The following is a 21,095-nucleotide window of genomic DNA, read 5'->3' as shown; positions in this document are numbered from 1 at the left end:
CTCCTTGTATGTAGGCCATAACGAAAAATGCTCCGTATCTTTCGATACGGAGCATTTTCTTAAAGGGCCGGACAGATTGCTAGGTTTTCACACAGTCTGTTCGGGTGCTTTTTTTGTGGTCGGTAAACGTCGGTATCAGAGCGCGGCTTTCACCTGCAATCCAAACACCAGCGCATTGTCGATGTCCTTCCCCGAAAACGCGCCCGGCTCGATGATGTACTGCATATTCGGGCGCAGCGTCAGCCAAGGCGTGGCCTGATACCCGTAACCGAGTTCGATCAATTGCTCGGCGCTGTCCAGATTTGGAAACACCACGCCATTGTTCAGTGCGGCGTCCTGTTGCACATCGCGACTGCGTGGGTTCGGCACCGCCCGACCGTAGCCCAGCGCGACAGTGTCACGAGGACGGCCTTCGAACGGTTTGTACAAAACCAGGCCGGTGCCGTACCACTTGCTGAACGGCGAAGCGGCTTCACTGGCTGCCGAGTATTGACCGAACGCATGCAGGCTGCGGCCTTCGGAAGACTGCGAGGCCCATACCGCCTGGTCGATCAGCAGGTAATGACCGCCACGACCGGACACTTCTTTATCGCTGCCGATGCGTTTGACGTCGGAGCTGTCGTAGTAATACCCGACCTTGTACTCGCCGGGCAGTTTGCCTGCGTGCTTGTAGACCAATTCGATCGGCACCACGGTGCCCGTCGTGTGTTTCGGGCCCAGGTGCCAGGCGCGGCTGGAATTGCCGTTACTTTCCGGGTCGACATTGAACGCGGCGACGCGCAGTTGCCATTCCGGCGACAAATCGTATTTCACCCGCACACCCAAGTGAGCGTTGGGGTAGTTGGTCCAGCCACTGCCCCCGGACATGTTCAGCGGGTGGCCGCAGAAACCGGCGTTCATGAAGTTGCAGAGAATGCCGCTGTCCAGTCCGCCAAGGTCGTTGCCCATGGCCATGTAGCCGAGTTTGACGTTCAGCGCCGGGGTGAACAGGCTGCGCTCGTAGCTCAGCTCGGTGAGGCGCGTGTAGAGGCCACCGTAGTTTTCCTGGATTGGCAGACGGTTGCCGACCAGATCTTCGGACGCGCTGGCGCCACGACGGTCGTTGATGCTCAGCTGGATCTTGCCGGCGTTGTCCACGCCATAGATTTTGCTCAGATCGAATTGCGCACCGAGTTTGATGTTTTGCGAGTAGCGGGCCGAGTGGTGCAGGCCGCCGTCGGCGTTGTAGGCGGTTTCACCGGTGTAGTCGCCGGTGAACTTGATGCCGTCTTCATCGAGCTGATGGCGCAGGCCGCCCCAGTCGCCGGTCAGGGTGTTGCGGGTGAACACGTTGGAATCGGTGTCGGCAAGGGCGGGCAGGGCAGCGCCGCAGGTGAGACCGAACAGCATGCCGGTGAAAACCCCGGCGTGAGAAAAGCGAACAGCCAATGACATTGCGCAAATCCAGAGCGAAGGACATGAAACAACGCGGCACCCGAAGGTGCCGCGCACAAGTGAAACGAAGGCGAACGCGACGGTTTACGGCAGGGCGTAAGCCATTACGTAGTCACCGCGATCGGTCGACTGGCGAGCGCCACCGGCGGTGATGACCACGTATTGCTTGCCGGTTTTCGGCGACACATAGGTCATCGGGCCACCCTGGCTGCCGACCGGCAGACGCGCTTTCCAGATTTCTTCACCATTGGCGCTGTTGAAGGCGCGCAGATAGAAGTCCTGGGTGCCGGCGATGAAGATCAGGCCGCCTTGGGTCGACAGCGTGCCGCCGAGGGTTGGCAGACCGATCTTGATCGGCAGGTGCATGCGGATGCCCAAGGGACCAGTGTCTTCAACGGTGCCGACCGGAACTTGCCAGGCGACTTTCTGGGTTTTCATGTCGATGGCGGTCAGCGTACCGAACGGCGGGGCCTGGCACGGAATGCCGGCCACCGACAGGAAGCGGTTCTTGTTCACCGCGTAAGGCGTGCCTTTCAGCGGCACTGCGCCCATGCCGGTGTTCAGCGCTTCACCACCGGAGGTTGCCTGGCCTTTGTTCTGCGACGGGATCATCTGAATCCACAGGCCCAGACGCATGTCGTTGACGAAGATGAAACCGTGCACCGGGTCAGTGGAGATGCTGCCCCAGTTCATGCCGCCCAGCGAACCCGGGAAGCTCAGGGATTTGTCAGTGCCCGGCGCGGTGTACAAGCCGTCGTAACGCATCGACTTGAAATCGATCCGGCACAGCAACTGGTCGTACGGCGTGGCGCCCCACATGTCGGACTCAGTCAGGTGCTGGGCACCGATCTGCGGCATGCCCACCGATTTCGGCTGGGTCGGCGAGTACGGCTCGTTGGGGATATTGGCGGCCTTGACCGGCACTTCTTTTACGTCGGTCAACGGTTTGCCAGTGGCGCGGTCGAGCACGTAAATCTGCCCTGCCTTGGTGCCGATGACCACCGCCGGTACGGTTTTACCGTCCTTGGTGAAGTCGATCAGGCTTGGCTGCATCGGCAGGTCGAAGTCCCAGAGGTCGTTGTGGACGGTCTGGAATACCCACTTTTCTTCGCCGCTGTTGGCGTCCAGCGCCAGGACGGAGGCGCCATAGGTGTGATCCAGTTTGCTGCGCTCGACACCATAGATGTCGGTGGACGAGCTGCCCATCGGCAGGAAGATCGTGTTGGTCGCCGGGTCATAGGACATCGGTGCCCAGCTGTTCGGCGTGCTGCGCACATAGGTTTGGCCATCGGCCGGTGCATTTTTATCCTGCGGGTTGCCCGGGTCGAACGCCCAGCGCATGGCACCGGTCATGACGTCGAAACCACGGATCACGCCGCCCGGCATGTCGGTTTGCACGTTGTCAGCCACACGACCGCCAACCACCACGGTGGTGCCGGCCATCAGCGGCGCGGAGGACAGTTGATAGTAGCTGTCCGGGACATCACCCAGACCGGCCTTCAGATCCACTTGGCCGTTGTTGCCGAACCCCCGGCAGAACTCGCCGGTGTCGGCATCGACCGCGATCAGGCGGGCGTCGATGGTGTTGGTCAGCAAGCGACGTGTGCAGTTGGCGACTGGAGCAGTCGGGGTTTCGGTGACTGTCGAGCTGGTCGGTTTGGCGACGGCGGCGCTGGCGTCGAAATACGCCATGCCACGGCAACGCTGCCAGACTTTGGACTGAGCGTTGATCGCGTTTTTCCAGAGTTCTTTACCGGTGTCGGCGTCCAGCGCAATCAGGTTGTTGTGCGGGGTACAGATGAACACCTTGTTGCCGATCTGCAGCGGAGTCAGCTGGTCTTCGGCGCCGTTGCCGTCACTCTCGGCGATGTCGCCGGTATGGTAAGTCCACGCGACTTTCAGCTTGTCGACGTTGCTGCGGTTGATCTGGTCCAGCGCGGCGAAGCGGCTGCCACCCTCGGTATTACCGTAGTGGGCCCAGTCTTTCTGCGCCTTTTCCGGCTCGACCGGCGTGAGGCCCGGACCGGTGCCGGTAGGGGCGATGGTCGGGTGCGCGACGAACATGTTGCCGGCAGCCACCGCCAGTCCAATCGCCAGAACAGCGGCAACACCGTAGGCGCCACGACCCGCAACGCCGCCGTTGGCGCGTTTCAGCATTGGGTAGACCAGCGCGACTACCAGGCCCACGGCGCTGAACATGAACAGGCGCGAGAACACCGGCCAGAACACCAGCCCGGCATCGCTCACCGCCCAGATCGCCGTCCCTGCCAGAAAGGCTGCGAACAACCACGCACCGGCAGGCTTGATACGCGCGATCAGCAGACCGGAAACGGCCATCACCAGACCACCCACCAGGAAGTACCACGAGCCTCCCAGGCTGACCAATTTCACGCCGCCAGCAGCAAGCGCCAGGCCGAGCAGGGCGATGATCACGCCCAACCCCACCAGAATGAATTTTGATATGCCCGAGAGGCGTTGACTCTGCTTCACGTTGAATGTCCCGTTGAAATGAGGAGGGCATTATATAGTTAGGTAACTACCTAGTTAAATCACTAATTCAGCATGAAGTGTAGTTTGCTGCTCAATGGCGCGCATGAACGGGGACGAGCGCATGTCCGAAGAGCGGCGGGGATTGGTGAGACGGTGGGGAAGTCGCTTTTCTGTCAGGAGGGATGGGATTTTTGACAGGTGTGGTCAGCAAGGCGGTGCAGAAGCACCGCTCAATCCACGAGCGCTTTGGCCCTGGCGATGGAAAACGCTTCTGGCAGACGGGTGCCATTTTTGGCCGCAAGAATTTCGGCCATCACGCTGACCGCGATTTCCGCAGGCGTCTTGCTGCCGATGTAGAGGCCGATCGGACCGTGCAATCGCTCAAGTGACGCCTGGGTCTCACCAAAATGCTCGATCAAACGTTCGCGGCGCAGCTGGCTGTTGCGCCGCGAACCAATGGCGCCGATGTAAAACGCCGGGCCATGCAAGGCTTCGAGCAGTGCCAGATCGTCGAGTTTGGGGTCATGACTCAGGGCAACGATGCAAGTGCGCAGATCGACCGCGAAGTCGCGCACCACGTCGTCCGGCATGCCGACGATTCGCTCTACACCGTCTACGGCCCAGGTCTCGATGTACTCGGGCCGTGGATCGCAAACCGTTACCTTGAATCCATTGAACAACGCCATGGTGGCCAGATACTCGGCCAGCGCGCCAGCGCCGATCATGAGCATTCGATAACCTGGCCCCAAGGTATTGAGCATCTGCGTGCCGTCGAAACTGAATTGCTCCGGTGTGGCGGTGGCTTCGAGCGTGACCTGACCGGTCGCCAACATGAGACGACGGCGAACCAGTTGCCCGGCATCCAGTTGCACCAGCAACTCGTCGAGCGATTCCCGGTTCGGATTGAATTCGAGAATCAGCTCAAGTGTGCCGCCACAGGGCAAGCCGAAGCGATGTGCCTCATCGGCACTGACGCCGTAGCGCACCACTTGCGGCGCGCTGTCCTGCAGACCGCCCCCGCCGTGGGCGGTCGTGTAGCGATGGATCAGATCGTCCTCGATGCAGCCGCCGGAAACACTGCCCACCACACGACCGTCGTTACGCAAGGCCATCATCGACCCGGTCGGGCGGGGTGAAGAACCCCAGGTTCGGGCCACTGTTGCGATCAGCACACGCTCTCCGGCAGCGAGCCAGTCCCGCGCGGTACGCAGGACCAGCAAGTCGATGCTTTCCATCAGGCTTTCCTCTTAACGCATCTGCAGGATGATCGGGCTGCTGCTGGCCGGACCCGTGTGTTCACGCAGCTTGTTTACTGCCTGCGCATCGACAGCGGTGCCCTGATTGCCCCAGGTGCTGCGCATGAAGGTCAGCACTTCGGCGATCTGCTGATCCGACAACTGTTCCCGGAACGCCGGCATGCGATAGGCATCGGGCACACCGGCCGCCACGACACGCTGCGAACCATTGAGGGTGATGTTGATCGCCGAGGCGCTTTCCCTGGCCAGCGCAGACGTCGCGCCCGCCAGCGGTGGCATCCATTCTGATTGGCCCTTGCCGTCCAGGCCGTGGCACGAAGCACAGCGTGTCACGTAAGTATGAGCACCGGGCGAGTCCAGACGTTCCGCGGCCGACACCGCTTGATACTGCCAAGGCTGCCCGTCGCGTTGGCGATCGCCAGGTAACGATTTGAGATAGCGGGCAATGGCCGTCAGATCGTCATCGCTCATGAACTGCGTGGAGTTGTTGAACGCTTCGGTCATCGAGCCGTAGACCACTGCGTGTCTGTTGCGACCGGTCTTGAGGAACTGCACGATTTCCGCCTCGCTCCAGCGGCCCAGCCCGGTGTTGTGATCATCGCGCAGGCTCGGTGCGTACCAACCATCGAGCAAGGCGCCGGTGAGGAACGGCGTACCGGACTCGTCCAGTGCTTTCTCGTTGAACGCCAGGCCGCGAGGGGTATGGCAGCTGCCGCAGTGCGCGGCACCCTGTACGAGGTATGCGCCACGGTTCCATACCTCATCCTGCGACGGTTTGGCTGCATAAGGTTCCGCGTCGACGAACACGCCGTTCCACAATGCAATCGGCCAGCGCAGGTTCAGCGGCCACGGAATCCCGCTCGGGATGTTCGCTTGTTTGACCGGCGCCACACCTTTCATGAAGAACGCATACAACGCGCGCACGTCGTCATCGCTGAGCTTGGCGTAGGACGGGTAGGGCATCGCCGGATATAAACGACGACTGTCGGGTGCCACGCCATGGCGCACGGCCCGGTCGAAGTCGGCCAGACTGTAGTGGCCGATGCCGGTTTCCGTGTCCGGAGTGATATTGGTCGCGTGGATCGTGCCCAGCGGTGTGGCCATTTCCAGACCACCTGCGAACGGCGCGCCGCCCGGCACGCTGTGACAAGCCACGCAATCGCTGAGTCTGGCGACGTATTCGCCACGGGTGACCAACGCCGGGTCGATGTCGGCCACGGCGACTGGATTGCTCTCAAAAGGCGAGGTGGGCTCGCGTGTGACATACCAGGCCAGCAGGCCTGCCGCGACCAGGCACGGCACGGCCAGCCAGCCAGCCAGCGGTTCTTGCGAATCGGCTGTTATTCATGGACGCTCCGGCGCTGATCAGGTGAAGGTGTGTCGGCTCATGGGCAGGCTGCGAACCCGCTGGCCCGTCAGCGCTGCCACCGCATTGGCGACGGCAGGCGCTACGGCCGGCAACGGCGGTTCGCCGATGCCGCCCATTTTTTCCCCGCTCTCGACGACCCGCACGTGGACCCGTGCCATCCTCGCAGGCGGCAGGACCGGATACAGGTCGTAGTTGCGTGCCCGGGGTTTGCCATCAATCCACACGGCTTCTTCCACCAAAGTCTGCGACAACCCCAAGGCCACGGCGCCGTTGACCTGAGCTTCGACGATCGCCGGGTTGACGATGCTGCCCGGGTCAATCGCCTGCCAGATGTCGTGCACCTCGACCTGGCCATTCTCGATGGACACCTCGGCGATTACGGCCGTCTGTGTACCGAACGGCGAAGCCATCGCCACGCCTCGCGCACGCCGGCTACCGTCGTCTGCGGTAAACGGCCCGCGTTTCCAGCCGCCCGACAGCTCACCCACGGCCTGCAGCAATGTGGTCAGTCGTTTGTTGTCGCGCAGCAAATGCAGGCGCAGGTCGAACGGGTCTTTACCGCCCTTGTCCGCCAGTTCATCAAGGAACGATTCATAGAAAAAGTCGTTGAGGGAATTGCCCACCGAACGCCAGTAACCCAGCATGGCCGGCCCTTTGACATAGATCTGCGCAATCCGCTTGTTGGGGATTGCGTAGGATTTGCCCGACAACCCTTCAAGTGCTGTGGGGTCGAGTTTTTCTCCCTGCTTGCCGGCGAGGGCCTCGGTCGGACCTTCGGTGGCACTGATTGCTTCGATTGCCAGCGGCCAGCCGTCGCTGTCCAGTGCGGCGCGGAAATTGACTGCCGCAACCGGACGGAGCACGTCGCGCAGGAATTCTTCCTCTCGACTCCAGATCAATTTGACCGGGCGGCCAACCGCTTTCGCCAAAGCAATGGCCTGCGGATAAGGGTTGGCCGAGTCGTAAAGGAAATGCCGCCCGAAGAATCCACCCAACAGCGGTGAATGCAAGGTGATGCGCGACGGATCCAGTCCGGTGCGCTTGGCGATGTCGGCACGGAACATGTCCGGCGCCTGATTGGGCAGCCAGACCTCCAGCGATCCGTCCGGATTGAATCTGGCCAGCGCAGATGGGGGTTCCAACTGACCGTGGTTCAGGTATTGGTTGTGGTAAGTGGCGTCGATCCGCGTCTTGCTCTCCTTGAGAATCGAAGCCAAGTCGCCTTCATGCTCATCATCTTTGGCGGGGCTTTTATCTTCAGCGAGTCGCTTGAGCCAGGCATCGCTGGAAAAGTCGGCGGGCATCGGCCGCACTTTGCTGTCGGCCGTTGGTTCTTGCCAGTCGACCTGGATCGCCTCGACGGCACGTTTGGCGTGCCACCAGCGTTCGGCGACCACCGCCACGGCGCCCGGCAGACGATGCACGGAATGCACGCCTTTCATCGCCTTGACCTGATCTTCGTTGCGCAGGTTGCCCACCGTCATCCCCAGGCGCGGCGCATGTTGAACGGCGGCATGGAGCATGCCGTCGACCTTCAGATCGATGCTGTAGAGCGCCTTGCCCGTGGATTTGTCATAAGCATCGACGCGTTTCACCGGTTTGCCGATCCAGCGGAACTGACTCGGATCACGCAGTGTTACGGAAGCCGGATCGGGAACCGGCAGGTCCATCGCACGCTCAGCCAGTTCACCGTAGGCCAGTGAGCGGCCCGACTTGGCATGTACGACCTTGCCAGGCTCGGTGCTCAACTCGCTCACCGGCACGCCAAGTTGCTGCGCGCCAGCCTGCAACAGCATGGCGCGGGCGAGGGCGCCTAGGCGGCGCATGACCGGGTAACTCATGCGCACCGACATGCTGCCGCCGGTGATGCGCATGCCGTTCTCCATGACCACATAGGCCTCGCCGGGCGGCGCGGCTTCGACCAGGAAGGTCGCGGGGTCGGCGTCCAGTTCCTCACCGACAATCTGGGCCATCGCGGTGAACGTCCCTTGTCCGCCTTCCATGAATGGGCAGAGCAGACGCACGCGATTGTCCGGGCGAATCTCCAGAAACGCTGGAACCTGCGTGCCGCGCTTGGCCGTTGCCGCAGCGGCTGCCTGCACGCGCGTTGCACCCAGCGGCAGACCGAAGCCGAGGACCAGCGCACCGACGGCAGTCCCCGTCAGAAAACGTCTGCGTGAGAGGTTGACCGGATCATGCAGAGCCAGCTCTGCGGCTTCCAGAGAAGGGTCGATACGAACGTTCATCAGGCGTCTCCCTTGCCGGCAAGTTCATGCACGGCGGCATGAATCGCGTTGTAAGTGCCGCAGCGGCACAGATTGACCATCGCCGCCTCGATCTGCGCATCACTCGGTTTGGGGTTCTGCTTGAGCAATGCCGTCGCAGCCATGACCTGCCCGGACTGGCAGTAGCCGCACTGGGCCACCTGCAGATCGACCCAGGTTTCTACGACCCGTTTGCCTACGTCATCGGTCTCGATGGCTTCAATGGTGGTGACCTCACGGCCAACCACACCCGCCACCGGCGTCACGCATGAACGCACCACATTGCCGTCTACCAGCACCGAACAGGCGCCGCATTGCGCCAGTCCGCAGCCGTACTTGGTGCCGGTCATGCCCAGATCATCGCGGATCACCCACAGCAAGGGCGTATCGGCGTCGGCATCGACCTGATAGGTCTTCTGGTTGATTCGTAGTTCCATGGTTCACCCGCTTGATCATCGGTTGACGTGCATTGTTATTAACGGTGACGCGCTGCGAGGTGTATCACCGGTGAAGCTTGTTCTTTGTTCAATTGGCGACGGTTCCGAGCGCTTGCGCCTCGAACGGATGTCCGCGCAGAAGGGCGATGTCACGACTCGGCGCGGTCCCGAACAGGCGCCCATATTCGCGGCTGAATTGCGAAGGACTTTCATAGCCGACCGCAAACGCTGCCCGCGAAACGTCAAGGCGCTCGACCAGCATCAGCCGCCGCGCTTCGTTGAGCCGCAACCATTTCTGGTACTGCAACGGGCTCATGCCGGTGAGCTGGCGAAAATGATGGTGAAAAGTGGGAGAGCTCATCTGCACCCGTGCGGCCAGATCGTCGATACGCAGTGCTTCGGTGTAATTGACCTTGAGCCAGTCAATGGCCTTGGCGATGCGATAACCCTGGCCATCGACGGCAGTGATCTGCCGCAGGCGGGAACCTTGGTCGGTATGGAGCAGCCGATAGTGGATCTCTCGCAGAATCAGCGGTGCCAGCACCGGGATCGCCTCGGGTTCATCAAGCAATGCGAGCAGTCGATCGAGCGCGCCCTCCAGGGCTGAAGACATGCTGCCAATACCCGCGCCTGTACCCATTGTTTGATGGCGCCTGGCGGGCAGGCCGCTCTTGGTGATGACTTCGGCAAGCATGCTGACATCCAGCTTCAGGACGAGGCCGACGCAGGGCTGTTCGGGACTGGCAAGCATCACTTCGGAGTTGGCGGGCAAATCCAGCGACGTGACCAGAAATCGCGAGGGGTCGTAGCTGTAGCCCTCACCACCGACCCACAGGCGCTTTTCCCCACGGCCCACGAGAATCAGGCTCGGCTCGACCATGCACACGGAGGGCGGCGCTGGCTGGTCGCGACGAAACAGCGACAGGCCGGGAATAGCTGTCTCGAAGTCGCCTGGTGCGCTCACGCGCGGGTCGATATTCAATGCCAATTTATGGGGCAGGGGAGTAGAGATCATAAGTGTCGCTCCTGTTGACCGAACTCTAATCCGCTGACCAGACGTTTCCTATCCATCCCCCTGCATCCTCAGAGGATCAGGCAAGCATTCAAGAGGATTGCGCTAGGGAAGCCCCGGATTGACCGGGAGAATGTGTCTATCTGTTACAGGGGAAGTGCCCGCCCGGGCCACAAACTGCTTTCCCTTTCGCATCACACCCACACGTTTTTTTCGCACCACAGGTAGTTTCCATGACTTTTCCGTCTACAGATCCCTCTAAAAGAACAGGCGGCTGGAGCGCGGTGCTGGCCATGTCGTTGGCCGCATTCGCGTTGGTCGCATCAGAATTCATGCCCGTCAGCTTGCTGACACCGATTGCGACAGACCTGCAAATCACGGAAGGCCAGGCGGGGCAGGGTATTTCCGTGTCCGGTGCCTTCGCATTGATCACCAGCCTGGTCATTGCCTCGATTGCCGCTCGTGTTGAACGCAAGACATTGCTGCTGGGCCTGACCTTGCTGATGATCGTCTCCGGTACGGTCGTCGCGATCGCGCCGGGCTACCCGTCATTCATGTTTGGACGTGCGTTGATCGGGATTGCAATTGGTGGCTTCTGGTCATTGTCGACGGCGACGGCAATGCGTCTGGTGCCACCTGCGCAGGTTTCCCGCGCGCTGGCCATCGTCAACGGCGGCAACGCAATGGCAACGGTGATCGCGGCGCCGGCGGGCAGTTTTCTGGGCTCGTTGATCGGCTGGCGTGGCGCGTTTTTCTGTGTGGTTCCGGTGGCGGTACTCGCGACCGTATGGCTGCTGATCAGCCTTCCTACCTTCAAGGCCGAGCGCCAGGCCGGTAATGGCAACGTATTGCGGCTGATGAAGCAATGGCCAGTGGCACTGGGCATGGTCGCCGTCAGCGTATTTTTCATGGGCCAGTTCATGTTGTTCACTTACCTGCGCCCGTTTCTTGAAGGGGTCACCGGCGTCAGTGTTTCAACATTGTCTTTCATGCTGCTGGGGCTCGGACTTGCAGGTTTTATCGGCACCTTTCTGATTGAAAGATTCATCGGGGGCGGTCTTTACCGCACGCTGACCATCATCCCGCTGATCATGGCGGCCATCGCGCTGGCGTTGGTGAATTTTGGTGAGTCAGCGATGCTGACCGCCGTGCTGCTCGGACTATGGGGACTCGTGGCAACTGCCGCCCCGGTGGGATGGTGGACATGGCTGGCCCGCACGCTCCCGGATGATGCCGAAGCCGGTGGAGGCTTGCTCGTGGCCATCGTCCAGCTGGCTATCGCAGGCGGCGCAATCATTGGCGGTCTGGCATTTGATCAGAGCGGTTACAGAGCGACATTCGAGCTCAGCGCCGCCGTATTGCTTGCCGCGTCTGTGCTTGCGTGGCTGGCGGGTCGCAGTGCCACTGAAGTTCATCTTGTCGAGTCGAACGTGACAGCCTGACAAGAACCGGCAGCGTAAGCTCAGTGCTGATTTTTATCGTCTCGGGGCGAACGGCCGAAATGACTTTTGTAGGCCCGACTGAAAGCAGCCTCGGACTCATAGCCTATTGCGAACCCCACTTCGCCTATACGGCTGTCCTTTTTGGCCAGCATCGACTTTGCCAGGCCCAGACGCCATTCGTTCTGGTAACGCAGCGGGGAGCGTCCGACCAATGCGCTGAATCGCTCGCAGAAACTGGAGCGTGACATCCCGGCGACCGTCGCGAGTGCATCGATCCGCCATTGCTTCCCCGGCTTTTCGTGTATGGCTCTCAGGGTTCGGGCGATACGTTCGTCAGACAAACCTCCGAGCCAACCCGAGGCCATGCCCTGTTGAACCCAGGTACGGAGGATGCGAATGACGATGAGGTCAATCAGGCGCGAAATCATCAATGCACCGCCTGGCTGTGTGTCATTGGACTCAATCTGCATGAAATGCAGAATGTTTTCCGCCCAGGCCGCCGCTTCGATCCGATTGATATGAATCAGCCATGGCAGGGCGAACAGCATCGCCTGGAAACTGTTGGCATCGAACCAGAAGCGGCAAAGGATGACGGTCGCGGATCCCAGGGAAGCCGTGATTTCCATCGACGACGGGGCGTGGGGTAGCAGGAGAATGTCTCCCTGTTCGATGTTGACGGTCTGGCCGTTGGCACCTTCGATATGAACCTTGCCCAGCTTCAAGACGCAGATGTGTGAGCTTTTCGCATCCAGTTTCAGGCGTTCGCCCTGGGCAAGTGTTACCGGGTAGAAGCGATCCCCCGTCAAGCGGATATTGGCCAATACCTGCGACAGCAGATCCCCCGTGGCCAGCCCCTCCAGTTTCATTTCCGGAAGAATGGTCAAGTTTTCCAGTGAATCGGTCATGTCGGTACGGTCATTCCTTTAATAGTCTGAGCCCGTGAATCAAAACGCTTCGAAGCGATCAATCAGCTTTCCGGAGCGTGGAGTGTATTTAGCACATCATCCGACAACATAAGGAACCACAGCATGTTCGGGATCTCTGCCCTTGGCTGGGTACACACATTAGGTAGCCTGCCAGCCATTCCGCTGGCCGCTTACATGTTCATCAAACACGGGCGCATCGTACCTCGGTCGCGGGCGGGGCTTGCGTATTTCATTTTTATGCTGATCGGCAGTTGCACGGTGTTTTTGGTGGCTCATCAGCCGATCAGCCCGGTGATCGGTGGCATAACCCTTGTATTGCTTCTCGCCGGTTACGGAATTGGATTCGCTAACGGGTTGGGGCGGGCAGGGGTGTACCTTGAAACGATCCTGTTGAGCTTGACCGCCTTCTTCCTGATGGTTCCGGCCGTCTCGGAGACATTGCGCCGGGTTCCCGATGGGCACCCAATCGTGACTGATCCGAATTCACCCTTGCTTAAAGGCGTCCTCGGTCTAATAGCGCTCGTGCTGGTTGTAGGCGTGATCGCCCAGATGTTCGCTCTGCGTAGAGAAACGAAAGGCATATGCATTGCCCGGTTCGAACGCAAGTCCTGAACCGCGACATTTAAACGTTGAGTCAGTAAGGCAGTGTTCTCGCTCACCCACCAGTCTGAGCGGGAACATGGCTGGATAAACGATAAACGTATTTATGGAGCAGAATGCCTTCGCCTGTTTTCAATCCACCAAGGTTGTCTGTTTTTCACTGTGGAAAATTTCTGCATAGAGCCGTGCGACGGTCGGGGTAAGATTTTGCACCGACGGCATCAGAAAGTCTGAGTGGGGGGCGAGTCGTTTTGCATAGATGACTTCGTAAACCCTGTGCACCACGCCGCGCTTCGCCAACACGTCGAGCAGATCACGCCACTTGGCTACATGGCCCGACCTGACGAAATCGCTACGTCAGCACTGTTTCTGGCATCCGCCGATGCCAGGTATGTCAATGGGGTAGAGCTGATGGTCGATGGCGGTCTGTCGCAAATCTGAATGGTTGTTTGACCCTGGGCAACCCTCGTCTAGGGTTCAGGTTGGACCCCGGCGGACAATGAACGGTACTCACAGCCTGAACAGTGATCGACAAGTTCAGCTCAACAGTTTTGAACAGGGCGCCTCAATAAGGCGCAACTGCAAGCTATCGATTCCTGACTGGTTGAAAGGTGGCGGGGTTCAATCGTAGGCGAATTGGTCAATCAACCCCAGGCGTGGAACATGGGTGTGGGGGGGTAGTATTGCTCCGGGAGCTATGACTGCATTTGCCCCAATTTTGCAGTCGTCACCTACCAAGGCACCGAATTTGTTGACCTGCGTCTCGATCACACTGTCTGCGTAACGGATTTTGATGTCCACGCCGTCCAGTTCGTTGCGATAGTTGGCAATAATTGCACCTGCTTCAATGTTTACGCGCTCGCCAATAAGTGAGTCGCCGACGAAGTTGAAGTGTGCAAGCTTGCTTCCTGCAAGCAGGATGCTGCTTTTAACTTCGCAGCTTGGGCCAACAATACAATTGTTGCCGAGATAGACTCCACCACGCAGGTAAGCTCCCGCCGCCACAAATGATCCTTCTCCGATGATAATCGGCCCCTTGAGCACAGCCCCGTCTTCCACAAAGGCACTTTCATGGATCGCACAGTGACCGCTGCGTCGATAACCCGTACCGAGGCGATCAAGCAAGGCCAAAACCTGATTTTCGCAGTCATGAGTAATCAGCCAAGCAACTGGTGGTAGCGAGCCCAGCAAGGACCATCGGGCAATAAACGTACTGATCTCAGGTAGCTTCACAGTTATTTCTCCTGTGCAGGTTGCTCGAGCGGATGAACGTTGCCGCTAAGCTGTAGTGGAATCAGGCGATCAATCCAGTTGTGCGCCAAGTCAGGCGAAGAATTGCATAGACTCAGAACACAATGAGAGGTGACCGAGCCAAGGTGTTTCGAACAAAAGCTGCATTGATCACGATTCGAAATGCATGAATGATCGAGTAAAGCCATGGCAGGCAAGGTCTGCAATAATCACGGCCACAACGGCGCGAGGGTATATCAAGAGCTCGCGCCATCTTTCAGTATCAGGGTCTGGAGAACTCCATGCGTGACATCATTGACGGTTTTTTGCGTTTCCAGCGCGAGGTTTATCCGCAACGCGTCGAGCTTTTCAAGCAATTGGCGACGGCACAAAATCCGAAAGCATTATTTGTAACCTGCTCGGACAGTCGCGTTGTGCCTGAACTCCTGACGCAACGCGAACCGGGTGAACTGTTCGTGATTCGCAACGCCGGCAATATCGTGCCGTCGTACGGCCCCGAACCCGGTGGCGTTTCGGCTACCGTCGAATATGCGGTTGCAGTGCTTGGCGTACAGGACATCGTAATCTGCGGCCACTCGGACTGCGGCGCAATGGGCGCGATCTCGCGCTGCACGTGTCTGGATCACCTGCCGGCGGTCGCTAACTGGCTCCGTCACGCGGACGCCGCGAAAGCGATCAACGCGGCCCATCAGTTCGACACGCCTGACGACAAGCTCGATGGTCTCGTTCGCGAAAACGTGATCGCGCAACTGGCGAATCTGCGCACTCACCCATCGGTGGCCCTGGCCTTGGAGCAGGGGCGCTTGAACCTGCATGGCTGGGTCTACGACATCGAGGCGGGGTGCATTGATGCGCTTGATGGTGCGACTCGACAGTTCGTTTCACTGGCTGATTCGCCGACCACCACGGCGGTCGCTGCACGCAGAAACTGACAGGTACAGTGGCGATGGGCGAATGAGGCCGGGCACATCAGCTTCCGAATACATTCGCCCCGATCACCACAACGATGGCTGGAACACCGCTATTGCCGGATAATCGGGTTTCCGGCCCTCACAATGATTTGTATAACGGGCCCAATAGGAGAGGTTTTTTCTGATGTCCAATGCGCGGCCGCGTCCAGCGGTAAACGGTGTGGCTTCGGCTGACCGGGTCTTGACCGTGCTCACGGCTTTTCAGGTCGGCGATACGGCATTGAGTTTGGTGGAACTGGTTGAACGTACCGGGCTGATTAAAAGCACCGTCATGCGCTTGATGGTCTCGCTGGAAAATCATGGACTGATCAACCGAATGGCCGATGGCCGTTATCAACTGGCCAGCGAAGTCATGAGGCTTAATGCGGTTTATCAGGAAGCCCTGGATCTTGAGCGTCATGTGATGCCACGGCTCCAGTATCTTTCCGAGCAGTCTGGCGAAACCGCATCATTTTATGTGCGCCATGGCGCCTATCGGATGTGCCAGTACCGAGTGAATTCCTCGCACCGGCTGCGACTCAACATGCAGCCAGGTGATATGCGTCCCATGGATGAAGCGGCAGGAGCCCAGGCGTTGCGTGCACCGTTTCAGGTTGGCATCGCGCTGGAAAAACCGTACTACTCGCGCGGCGCGACGGATCCCCATGCGTCTTCCATTGCATTGCCGATTTATGGCGCTCAGAAAGAGTTGATGGGTGCGCTGGTCATCTCCGGCCCTTCGAGCCGATTGACTGAAGAAGCCGCCGAAAGCATAAAAGCGACCTTTTTCGATACCGCCCGTGAGCTGATGCGCAGCCTGGGCCTCAAGCCATCGGACGAATCAGCTCCCCTGAAGTGAGACGACGTTGTCGCAATGATCAAGGTGAGTTTGTTCTCGTCCGTCACCCCCGCAGGGCGTCGATTGGCTTTCGATTGAGCAACGATGCCCATGCCCCCCAAGGGAAAATGGGCATCGTCGTAAGGCAGAGCCGTCTCTATTTGACGCTGACTGCCAGATCACCTTGCTCACGCTGACGTTTGCGACCGATGACCAGAACCATGACGCCAGCCAACGTGCACAGCGTCGCCAACGGCATCAGTGCCAATGCATAGCTGCCCGTCGCATCATGAATCGCACCGTACGCGTTCACCATCAGCCCGCCACCGATCAGGTTGGCCATGGCGCCAACGGCTGCCAGTCCAGCTGCTGCAGTGGATGACGACAACCAGCCTGACACCAGCGCCCAGAACGGCCCCTTCATCGAATAGGCGCCCACCAGGACCATGGTCAGCATGACAATCGTGGCCGGCAAGGATGAAGTGAACAGGGTCATGAGCAAGCCAGCCGCAATCAGCAACAAGGTCATTGCCGTGTGCCAGCGACGCTCGCCTGTACGATCGGAACTGCGCCCCCAAAGAATCATCAGCACCGACGCCACGCCATACGGGATGGCGTTGACCAGGCCGATCTCCATGGAGTTGAGACCGAAAGTCTTGAGCAATTGAGGCGCCCACACGCTCATGGTGCTCCCGGCCGCAGAAGCTCCGGAATAGATCAGTGCCAGCACCCAGATATCCTTGTGGCGCAACAATTTCCACAACGAGATATGGCCGATCGCGGTTTTCCTGGAGGACTCCTCTGCCAGACGCTGGGTCAGCCAGTTGCGCTGCTCATCGGTCAGCCACTTGGCATGCTCGGGACGATCAGTGAGTACGAACAGGCAAGCGATGCCCAGCATCACGGCCGGAATGCCTTCAATGATGAACAACCAATGCCAGCCTCGCATGCCCATCCACCCATCGAGGCTGAGCAAAAGCCCGGAAAGCGGAGAACCGATGAAGTTGGCCGCCGGAATGGCCACCATGAAGAGGGCGACCATGCGAGCACGGTAGGCAGACGGCAACCAGTAGGTGAGGTACAAGAGCACGCCCGGAAAGAAACCAGCCTCCGCCGCACCCAGCAGAAAACGCATGACGTACAAAGAGTTGGCCCCTGTGACGAAAGCGGTACCCGCCGAAATGATGCCCCAGGTGATCATGATTCTCGCGATCCAGATCCGGGCACCAAATTTTTGCATCGCCAGGTTGCTGGGCACTTCCACCAGGAAGTAGGCAAAGAAAAACAGGCTGCTGGCAAAGCCGAAAACTTTTGCAGTCAGGCCGAGGTCTTCGTTCATCTGCAGCGAGGCCATGCCAATGTTGCCGCGGTCAATGATCGCGATCAGATAACAGATGATCAAAAAGGGCAGTAAGCGCCAGGCAACCCGATGCATCGTTTTGCGTTCGAGTTCGCTCACGGAGGATCCAGTGAAAGTCATAAGGCTCTCCAATTGTTTTTTTTGTGGAGTGTCGCGTTACGGACGGGCTCCTTCTGGCTGCCAAGGAGCACGCAATCAGGTAATCAGCAGTTGAGAAGGTGTCGGTTGACCACGCAGCGTGGCTCCAATGACCGACCTGCGCAGACATCCAGGATCTGGCGCAACGCGACAACACCGACGCGATCACGGGCCTGCGAGGTGTTGGCGCCGACATGGGGAGTCGCCACCAGCGTAGGCAGACCCCACAAAGGGCTATCTGCAGGTGGTGGCTCGGGATTGAAAGTATCCAGTCCGGCACCGGCAATTTTACGCTCGCTCAGTGCTTGCACCAGTGCCTGGGTATCAATCAGTTCACCCCTTGCGGTATTGATCAGGATACTGCCGGGACGCATGAGTCCGAGTTGCGCCGCGCCGATTAGATTGTGATTGGTCTCGGTCAACGGGCAGTGCAGGCTGATGACATCGCTCTCGGCCAGTAAACGATCGAAGTCTTCTTCGCGCTCCACGTGCGTGCGCACCGGCAGCTCTTTGAGGTAGGGGTCAAAGACCTTCACCTTCATACGCAGGGGCGCGACCAGATCCATCAGGATGCTGCCGATCGAGCCCAGCCCGACAAGGCCCAGTGTCTTGCCGAACAACTCCACACCGTTCGCCTCGGACTTGTCCCAATGACCGTCGCGCATGCGCGCATCCAGCAGCGCCGTTTGTCTCGCGACACTGAACATCAAGGCAAAGGCGTGCTCGGCCACTGACTGGGCATTGGCGCCAACGGCAATGCTGACTGGAATACCGCAAGCGGCAGCGGTTTCGATGTCGATGGTGTTGTAGCCGACGCCGTGTTTGGCAATTGCTTTCAAGTTTTTCGAGGCTTTGATCATCGACCCGGTCAGTTGACCCTGGCGGACGATGATCGCATCAGGTTGCTGCTCGCGAATGATGGCTTCCAGCTCTTCGGCCGGCAGATAGGGCGTGGTTGGAATAACCCGCACGCCGGAGGCGGCGGCCAGGTTCATGGCTTCCGGGGCAAGTTCAGGGCCGGTCAGCAGAAGGGTCAGGGACATCGTCATTACCTTGTTTTTATCGTGGAGACAAACGCTGGCGCGTGCAGCGACTGCGATGTGACACACCCTAGCATAATGAAACGACGTTGCAATATCGTTGTTTAAACGCTCGTCTGATCCCGAATGAGAAAAATAAATCACCGTTGCGCTCAATTAAATGAAATGCCATTCTGAAAATACACATCAGCGACAATCGATGTGATCGAATAAAACCAAACAGAGGTATGTCACATGAGCATTGGATTTCAGGTGCTGGAGCGCACACGCAAAGTCAGCGCAGTATGGGTTGCACGCTATCGGGAACTGCCGGTAGCCAACGTCAGCGACTCCATGAACCGCATGACGGCAGGCGGCTCTCGCCTGCGCCCCATGCACCGTGAAGGCGTGCTCGCGGGCCCCGCCGTGACTGTCAAGGCGCGTCCGGGTGACAACCTGATGCTGCATTACGCAATCGATATCGCTGAGCCTGGCGATGTGATTGTGGTGGATGCGGGTGGCGATTTAACCAATGCGTTGATCGGTGAAATGATGGTCGCTTATGCGGTAAAACGCGGCATTGCCGGGATCGTCATCAATGGTGCCATTCGTGATGCAGCCAACATTGGCAGCGGTGATTTCCCGCTGTTTGCTGCCGGCGTTTCGCACCGGGGCCCTTATAAGGACGGCCCTGGCGAGATCAATGTACCGATTGCTATCGATGGTATGGTGATCGAACCGGGCGACCTGGTCATTGGCGATGAGGACGGCTTGCTGTGCATACCGTTTGACCATGTCGATGAAGTCTTTGAACGTGCGACGGCGAAATACGCAGCCGAGCACAAACAGATGGAGCAAATCGCCCAAGGCAAGAACGATCGCTCTTGGGTATTGGAATCTTTGAAGCAGAAAGGCTGCCAACTGCCGCTCTGATCCATGCGACTGCCGCGCATCCAGCCCTGTGATGCGCGGCAGGCTTGTGCCAGGAGTGTCGCGGGGCCTTTTAAGGAACGTACTCTTGTCCAACCCGCATTCTTCCCGCTCTACGCGTTGGCCTGCTCCCGTCAGGGCACTGGCCAGTCGAAACTTTCAGATTTATTTCGCCGGGCAGGGCATCTCGACGCTGGGCAAATGGGTGCAGCAGGTCGCTTTGGCCTGGCTGGCCTATCATTTGACCGGCTCGGCGGTACTGCTCGGCCTGATCACTTTTCTTTCTCTCGCACCTCAACTCCTCATCGGACCGCTCGCGGGTGCCTGGATCGATCGTCATGACAAAAGACGACTACTGATCGGCGTCCAGATAATGCTGATAGCCCAATCGCTCACACTCGCCGTCATGACTCAGTTCGGCTGGAACGACGGAACGTCCATTGCGTGCATGGCATTGCTGCTGGGGTTGCTGAATGCTGTAGAAACGCCGTTGCGGCAGGCGTTGATCGGTAGCTTCGTTGATGATCCGGCCGATTTGCCCAATGCGTTGGTGCTCAATGCCATGTTGATCAACGCGGCGAGATTTGCAGGACCACCTCTGGCGGGCACCCTTATCGCAATGACCAGCGAAGCGAGCTGCTTTCTCCTGACGGCATTTGCCTATCTGGCCCTGATGTTCGGACTGATCAAAGTCCGGGCGAAAGCATCACCGAAGGCGACCGGCTCGACCTCTCAGGTATTTCGTGAAGGGCTGGCCTACCTGTGGCGTACGGTGAGCGTCCGGCAACTGATGATCAGCGTGATCATGGTGAACCTTTTGGCATCTTGCTATGCCTCCCTTTTACCCATTCTTGCCAAGACCGTTTATGCCGGTGATGCAAGGATTCTCGGCTGGTTATGGGGGGCAGCCGGCGCCGGCGCCTTCGTGGCTACCCTGGTTTTAGCCTTCAATGGAACGCTGTCACGGTTGCGATACTTCATGGACGGCGGCGCGCTTGTGTGCGGCTTCGCGCTGCTGGGCGTGTTCCTCGCCGCGAACCTTCCAATGGCACTGACAGGCTTGGTCCTGCTGGGTTTCGGCATCACGCTGAGCAACGTCAGTACGAACATGCAACTGCAGAGCGGTGCGCCAGGCGTGCTTCGGGGGCGAGTTGTCGCTTTCTACATCGCCATGCGCTTCGGATTCGAAGCGGTAGGCGGGATGTTGGCAGGCCTGGTCGCCGCGCATTTTGGAGCGCCGGCCACGCTGGGTATTGCCGGAGGGATTTTACTGCTCTATCTGATCGTCAGCATGGGCGGGCGCTTGCGAGCGCGCCGGTTGAAATCATGATCTGGATGGAGAAGGGCGGCTTCGCCCATTCTCAAACAAGATTTTCTAT

Annotated in this window: 17 protein-coding genes and 1 pseudogene; 7 read left to right on the top strand and 11 right to left on the bottom strand. The window is 59.2% G+C overall.

All coding sequences use genetic code 11. The features are described from left to right. Positions 1 to 135: 135 nt before the first annotated feature. The 7 genes and pseudogenes from CAF63_RS19020 to CAF63_RS18990 form a co-directional block, all read right to left on the bottom strand. On the bottom strand, positions 136 to 1,434 hold the full coding sequence (locus tag CAF63_RS19020; protein WP_085687358.1) for a carbohydrate porin: 1,299 nt from the start codon (positions 1,432 to 1,434) through the stop codon (positions 136 to 138). 84 nt (positions 1,435 to 1,518) lie between these two features. After that, entirely contained in the window at positions 1,519 to 3,924 is a 2,406-nt protein-coding gene (locus tag CAF63_RS19015; protein ID WP_085687356.1) for a glucose/quinate/shikimate family membrane-bound PQQ-dependent dehydrogenase, read from the bottom strand. A gap of 230 nt (positions 3,925 to 4,154) precedes the next feature. Continuing rightward, a complete protein-coding gene (locus CAF63_RS19010; RefSeq protein ID WP_085687354.1) occupies positions 4,155 to 5,159 on the bottom strand; it encodes an XdhC family protein in 1,005 nt (334 codons plus the stop codon). A gap of 12 nt (positions 5,160 to 5,171) precedes the next feature. Then, positions 5,172 to 6,528: pseudogene (locus CAF63_RS19005) on the bottom strand (cytochrome c). Between the two features lie 17 nt (positions 6,529 to 6,545). Further along, positions 6,546 to 8,795 carry a molybdopterin cofactor-binding domain-containing protein gene (locus CAF63_RS19000; RefSeq protein ID WP_085687352.1) on the bottom strand — a complete coding sequence of 750 codons (2,250 nt, stop codon included), beginning with the start codon at positions 8,793 to 8,795 and terminating at the stop codon, positions 6,546 to 6,548. Then, the gene (locus CAF63_RS18995; protein ID WP_085687349.1) at positions 8,795 to 9,250 is read right to left on the bottom strand and encodes a (2Fe-2S)-binding protein; all 456 of its coding nucleotides are present in this window, start codon (positions 9,248 to 9,250) and stop codon (positions 8,795 to 8,797) included. The genes CAF63_RS19000 and CAF63_RS18995 overlap by 1 nt, the downstream gene beginning before the upstream one ends. A gap of 88 nt (positions 9,251 to 9,338) precedes the next feature. Then, complete coding sequence (locus CAF63_RS18990) at positions 9,339 to 10,265, bottom strand: AraC family transcriptional regulator (protein ID WP_085687347.1); 927 nt, start codon at positions 10,263 to 10,265, stop codon at positions 9,339 to 9,341. Between the two features lie 230 nt (positions 10,266 to 10,495). On the opposite strand from CAF63_RS18990, the gene CAF63_RS18985 reads away from it, so the two are divergent. Then, positions 10,496 to 11,704, top strand: a complete 1,209-nt coding sequence (locus CAF63_RS18985; RefSeq protein WP_085687345.1) for an MFS transporter — start codon at positions 10,496 to 10,498, stop codon at positions 11,702 to 11,704. Between the two features lie 20 nt (positions 11,705 to 11,724). Here CAF63_RS18985 and CAF63_RS18980 read toward each other — a convergent pair whose 3' ends face one another. Further along, positions 11,725 to 12,609: an AraC family transcriptional regulator gene (locus CAF63_RS18980; protein WP_085687343.1), complete on the bottom strand. Its 885-nt coding sequence runs from the start codon at positions 12,607 to 12,609 to the stop codon at positions 11,725 to 11,727. A 123-nt stretch (positions 12,610 to 12,732) separates the two neighbouring features. Here CAF63_RS18980 and CAF63_RS18975 point away from each other — a divergent pair, with 123 nt between their 5' ends. Next, complete coding sequence (locus tag CAF63_RS18975) at positions 12,733 to 13,242, top strand: hypothetical protein (protein ID WP_085687341.1); 510 nt, start codon at positions 12,733 to 12,735, stop codon at positions 13,240 to 13,242. Positions 13,243 to 13,464: 222 nt separating this feature from the next. Continuing rightward, a complete protein-coding gene (locus CAF63_RS18970) occupies positions 13,465 to 13,671 on the top strand; it encodes an SDR family oxidoreductase (RefSeq protein WP_371807417.1) in 207 nt (68 codons plus the stop codon). Between the two features lie 180 nt (positions 13,672 to 13,851). Here the strand turns inward: CAF63_RS18970 and CAF63_RS18965 are convergent, their stop codons facing one another. Then, positions 13,852 to 14,463 carry a DapH/DapD/GlmU-related protein gene (locus tag CAF63_RS18965; RefSeq protein WP_085687338.1) on the bottom strand — a complete coding sequence of 204 codons (612 nt, stop codon included), beginning with the start codon at positions 14,461 to 14,463 and terminating at the stop codon, positions 13,852 to 13,854. A 299-nt stretch (positions 14,464 to 14,762) separates the two neighbouring features. On the opposite strand from CAF63_RS18965, the gene CAF63_RS18960 reads away from it, so the two are divergent. Together CAF63_RS18960 and CAF63_RS18955 are read left to right on the top strand one after the other, a co-directional pair. Continuing rightward, positions 14,763 to 15,413, top strand: coding sequence for a carbonic anhydrase (locus tag CAF63_RS18960; protein ID WP_085687336.1), 651 nt, complete (start codon positions 14,763 to 14,765; stop codon positions 15,411 to 15,413). Positions 15,414 to 15,576: 163 nt separating this feature from the next. Continuing rightward, positions 15,577 to 16,290: an IclR family transcriptional regulator gene (locus tag CAF63_RS18955; protein WP_085687334.1), complete on the top strand. Its 714-nt coding sequence runs from the start codon at positions 15,577 to 15,579 to the stop codon at positions 16,288 to 16,290. A 136-nt stretch (positions 16,291 to 16,426) separates the two neighbouring features. On the opposite strand, the gene CAF63_RS18950 is transcribed toward CAF63_RS18955, so the two are convergent. Then, positions 16,427 to 17,749, bottom strand: coding sequence for an MFS transporter (locus tag CAF63_RS18950; protein ID WP_085687332.1), 1,323 nt, complete (start codon positions 17,747 to 17,749; stop codon positions 16,427 to 16,429). A gap of 83 nt (positions 17,750 to 17,832) precedes the next feature. Further along, entirely contained in the window at positions 17,833 to 18,810 is a 978-nt protein-coding gene (locus CAF63_RS18945; protein WP_085687330.1) for a hydroxyacid dehydrogenase, read from the bottom strand. A 231-nt stretch (positions 18,811 to 19,041) separates the two neighbouring features. On the opposite strand from CAF63_RS18945, the gene CAF63_RS18940 reads away from it, so the two are divergent. Continuing rightward, the gene (locus tag CAF63_RS18940) at positions 19,042 to 19,719 is read left to right on the top strand and encodes an RraA family protein (RefSeq protein ID WP_085687328.1); all 678 of its coding nucleotides are present in this window, start codon (positions 19,042 to 19,044) and stop codon (positions 19,717 to 19,719) included. A gap of 85 nt (positions 19,720 to 19,804) precedes the next feature. Then, a complete protein-coding gene (locus CAF63_RS18935) occupies positions 19,805 to 21,046 on the top strand; it encodes an MFS transporter (protein WP_256574530.1) in 1,242 nt (413 codons plus the stop codon). The last annotated feature ends 49 nt before the right edge of the window (positions 21,047 to 21,095 follow it).

The organism is Pseudomonas sp. B20(2017) (assembly GCF_002113125.1).
Classification (GTDB): domain Bacteria; phylum Pseudomonadota; class Gammaproteobacteria; order Pseudomonadales; family Pseudomonadaceae; genus Aquipseudomonas.
Note: the sequence above shows the minus strand (reverse complement) of the source record. Positions and strands in the feature narration are given on the sequence as shown.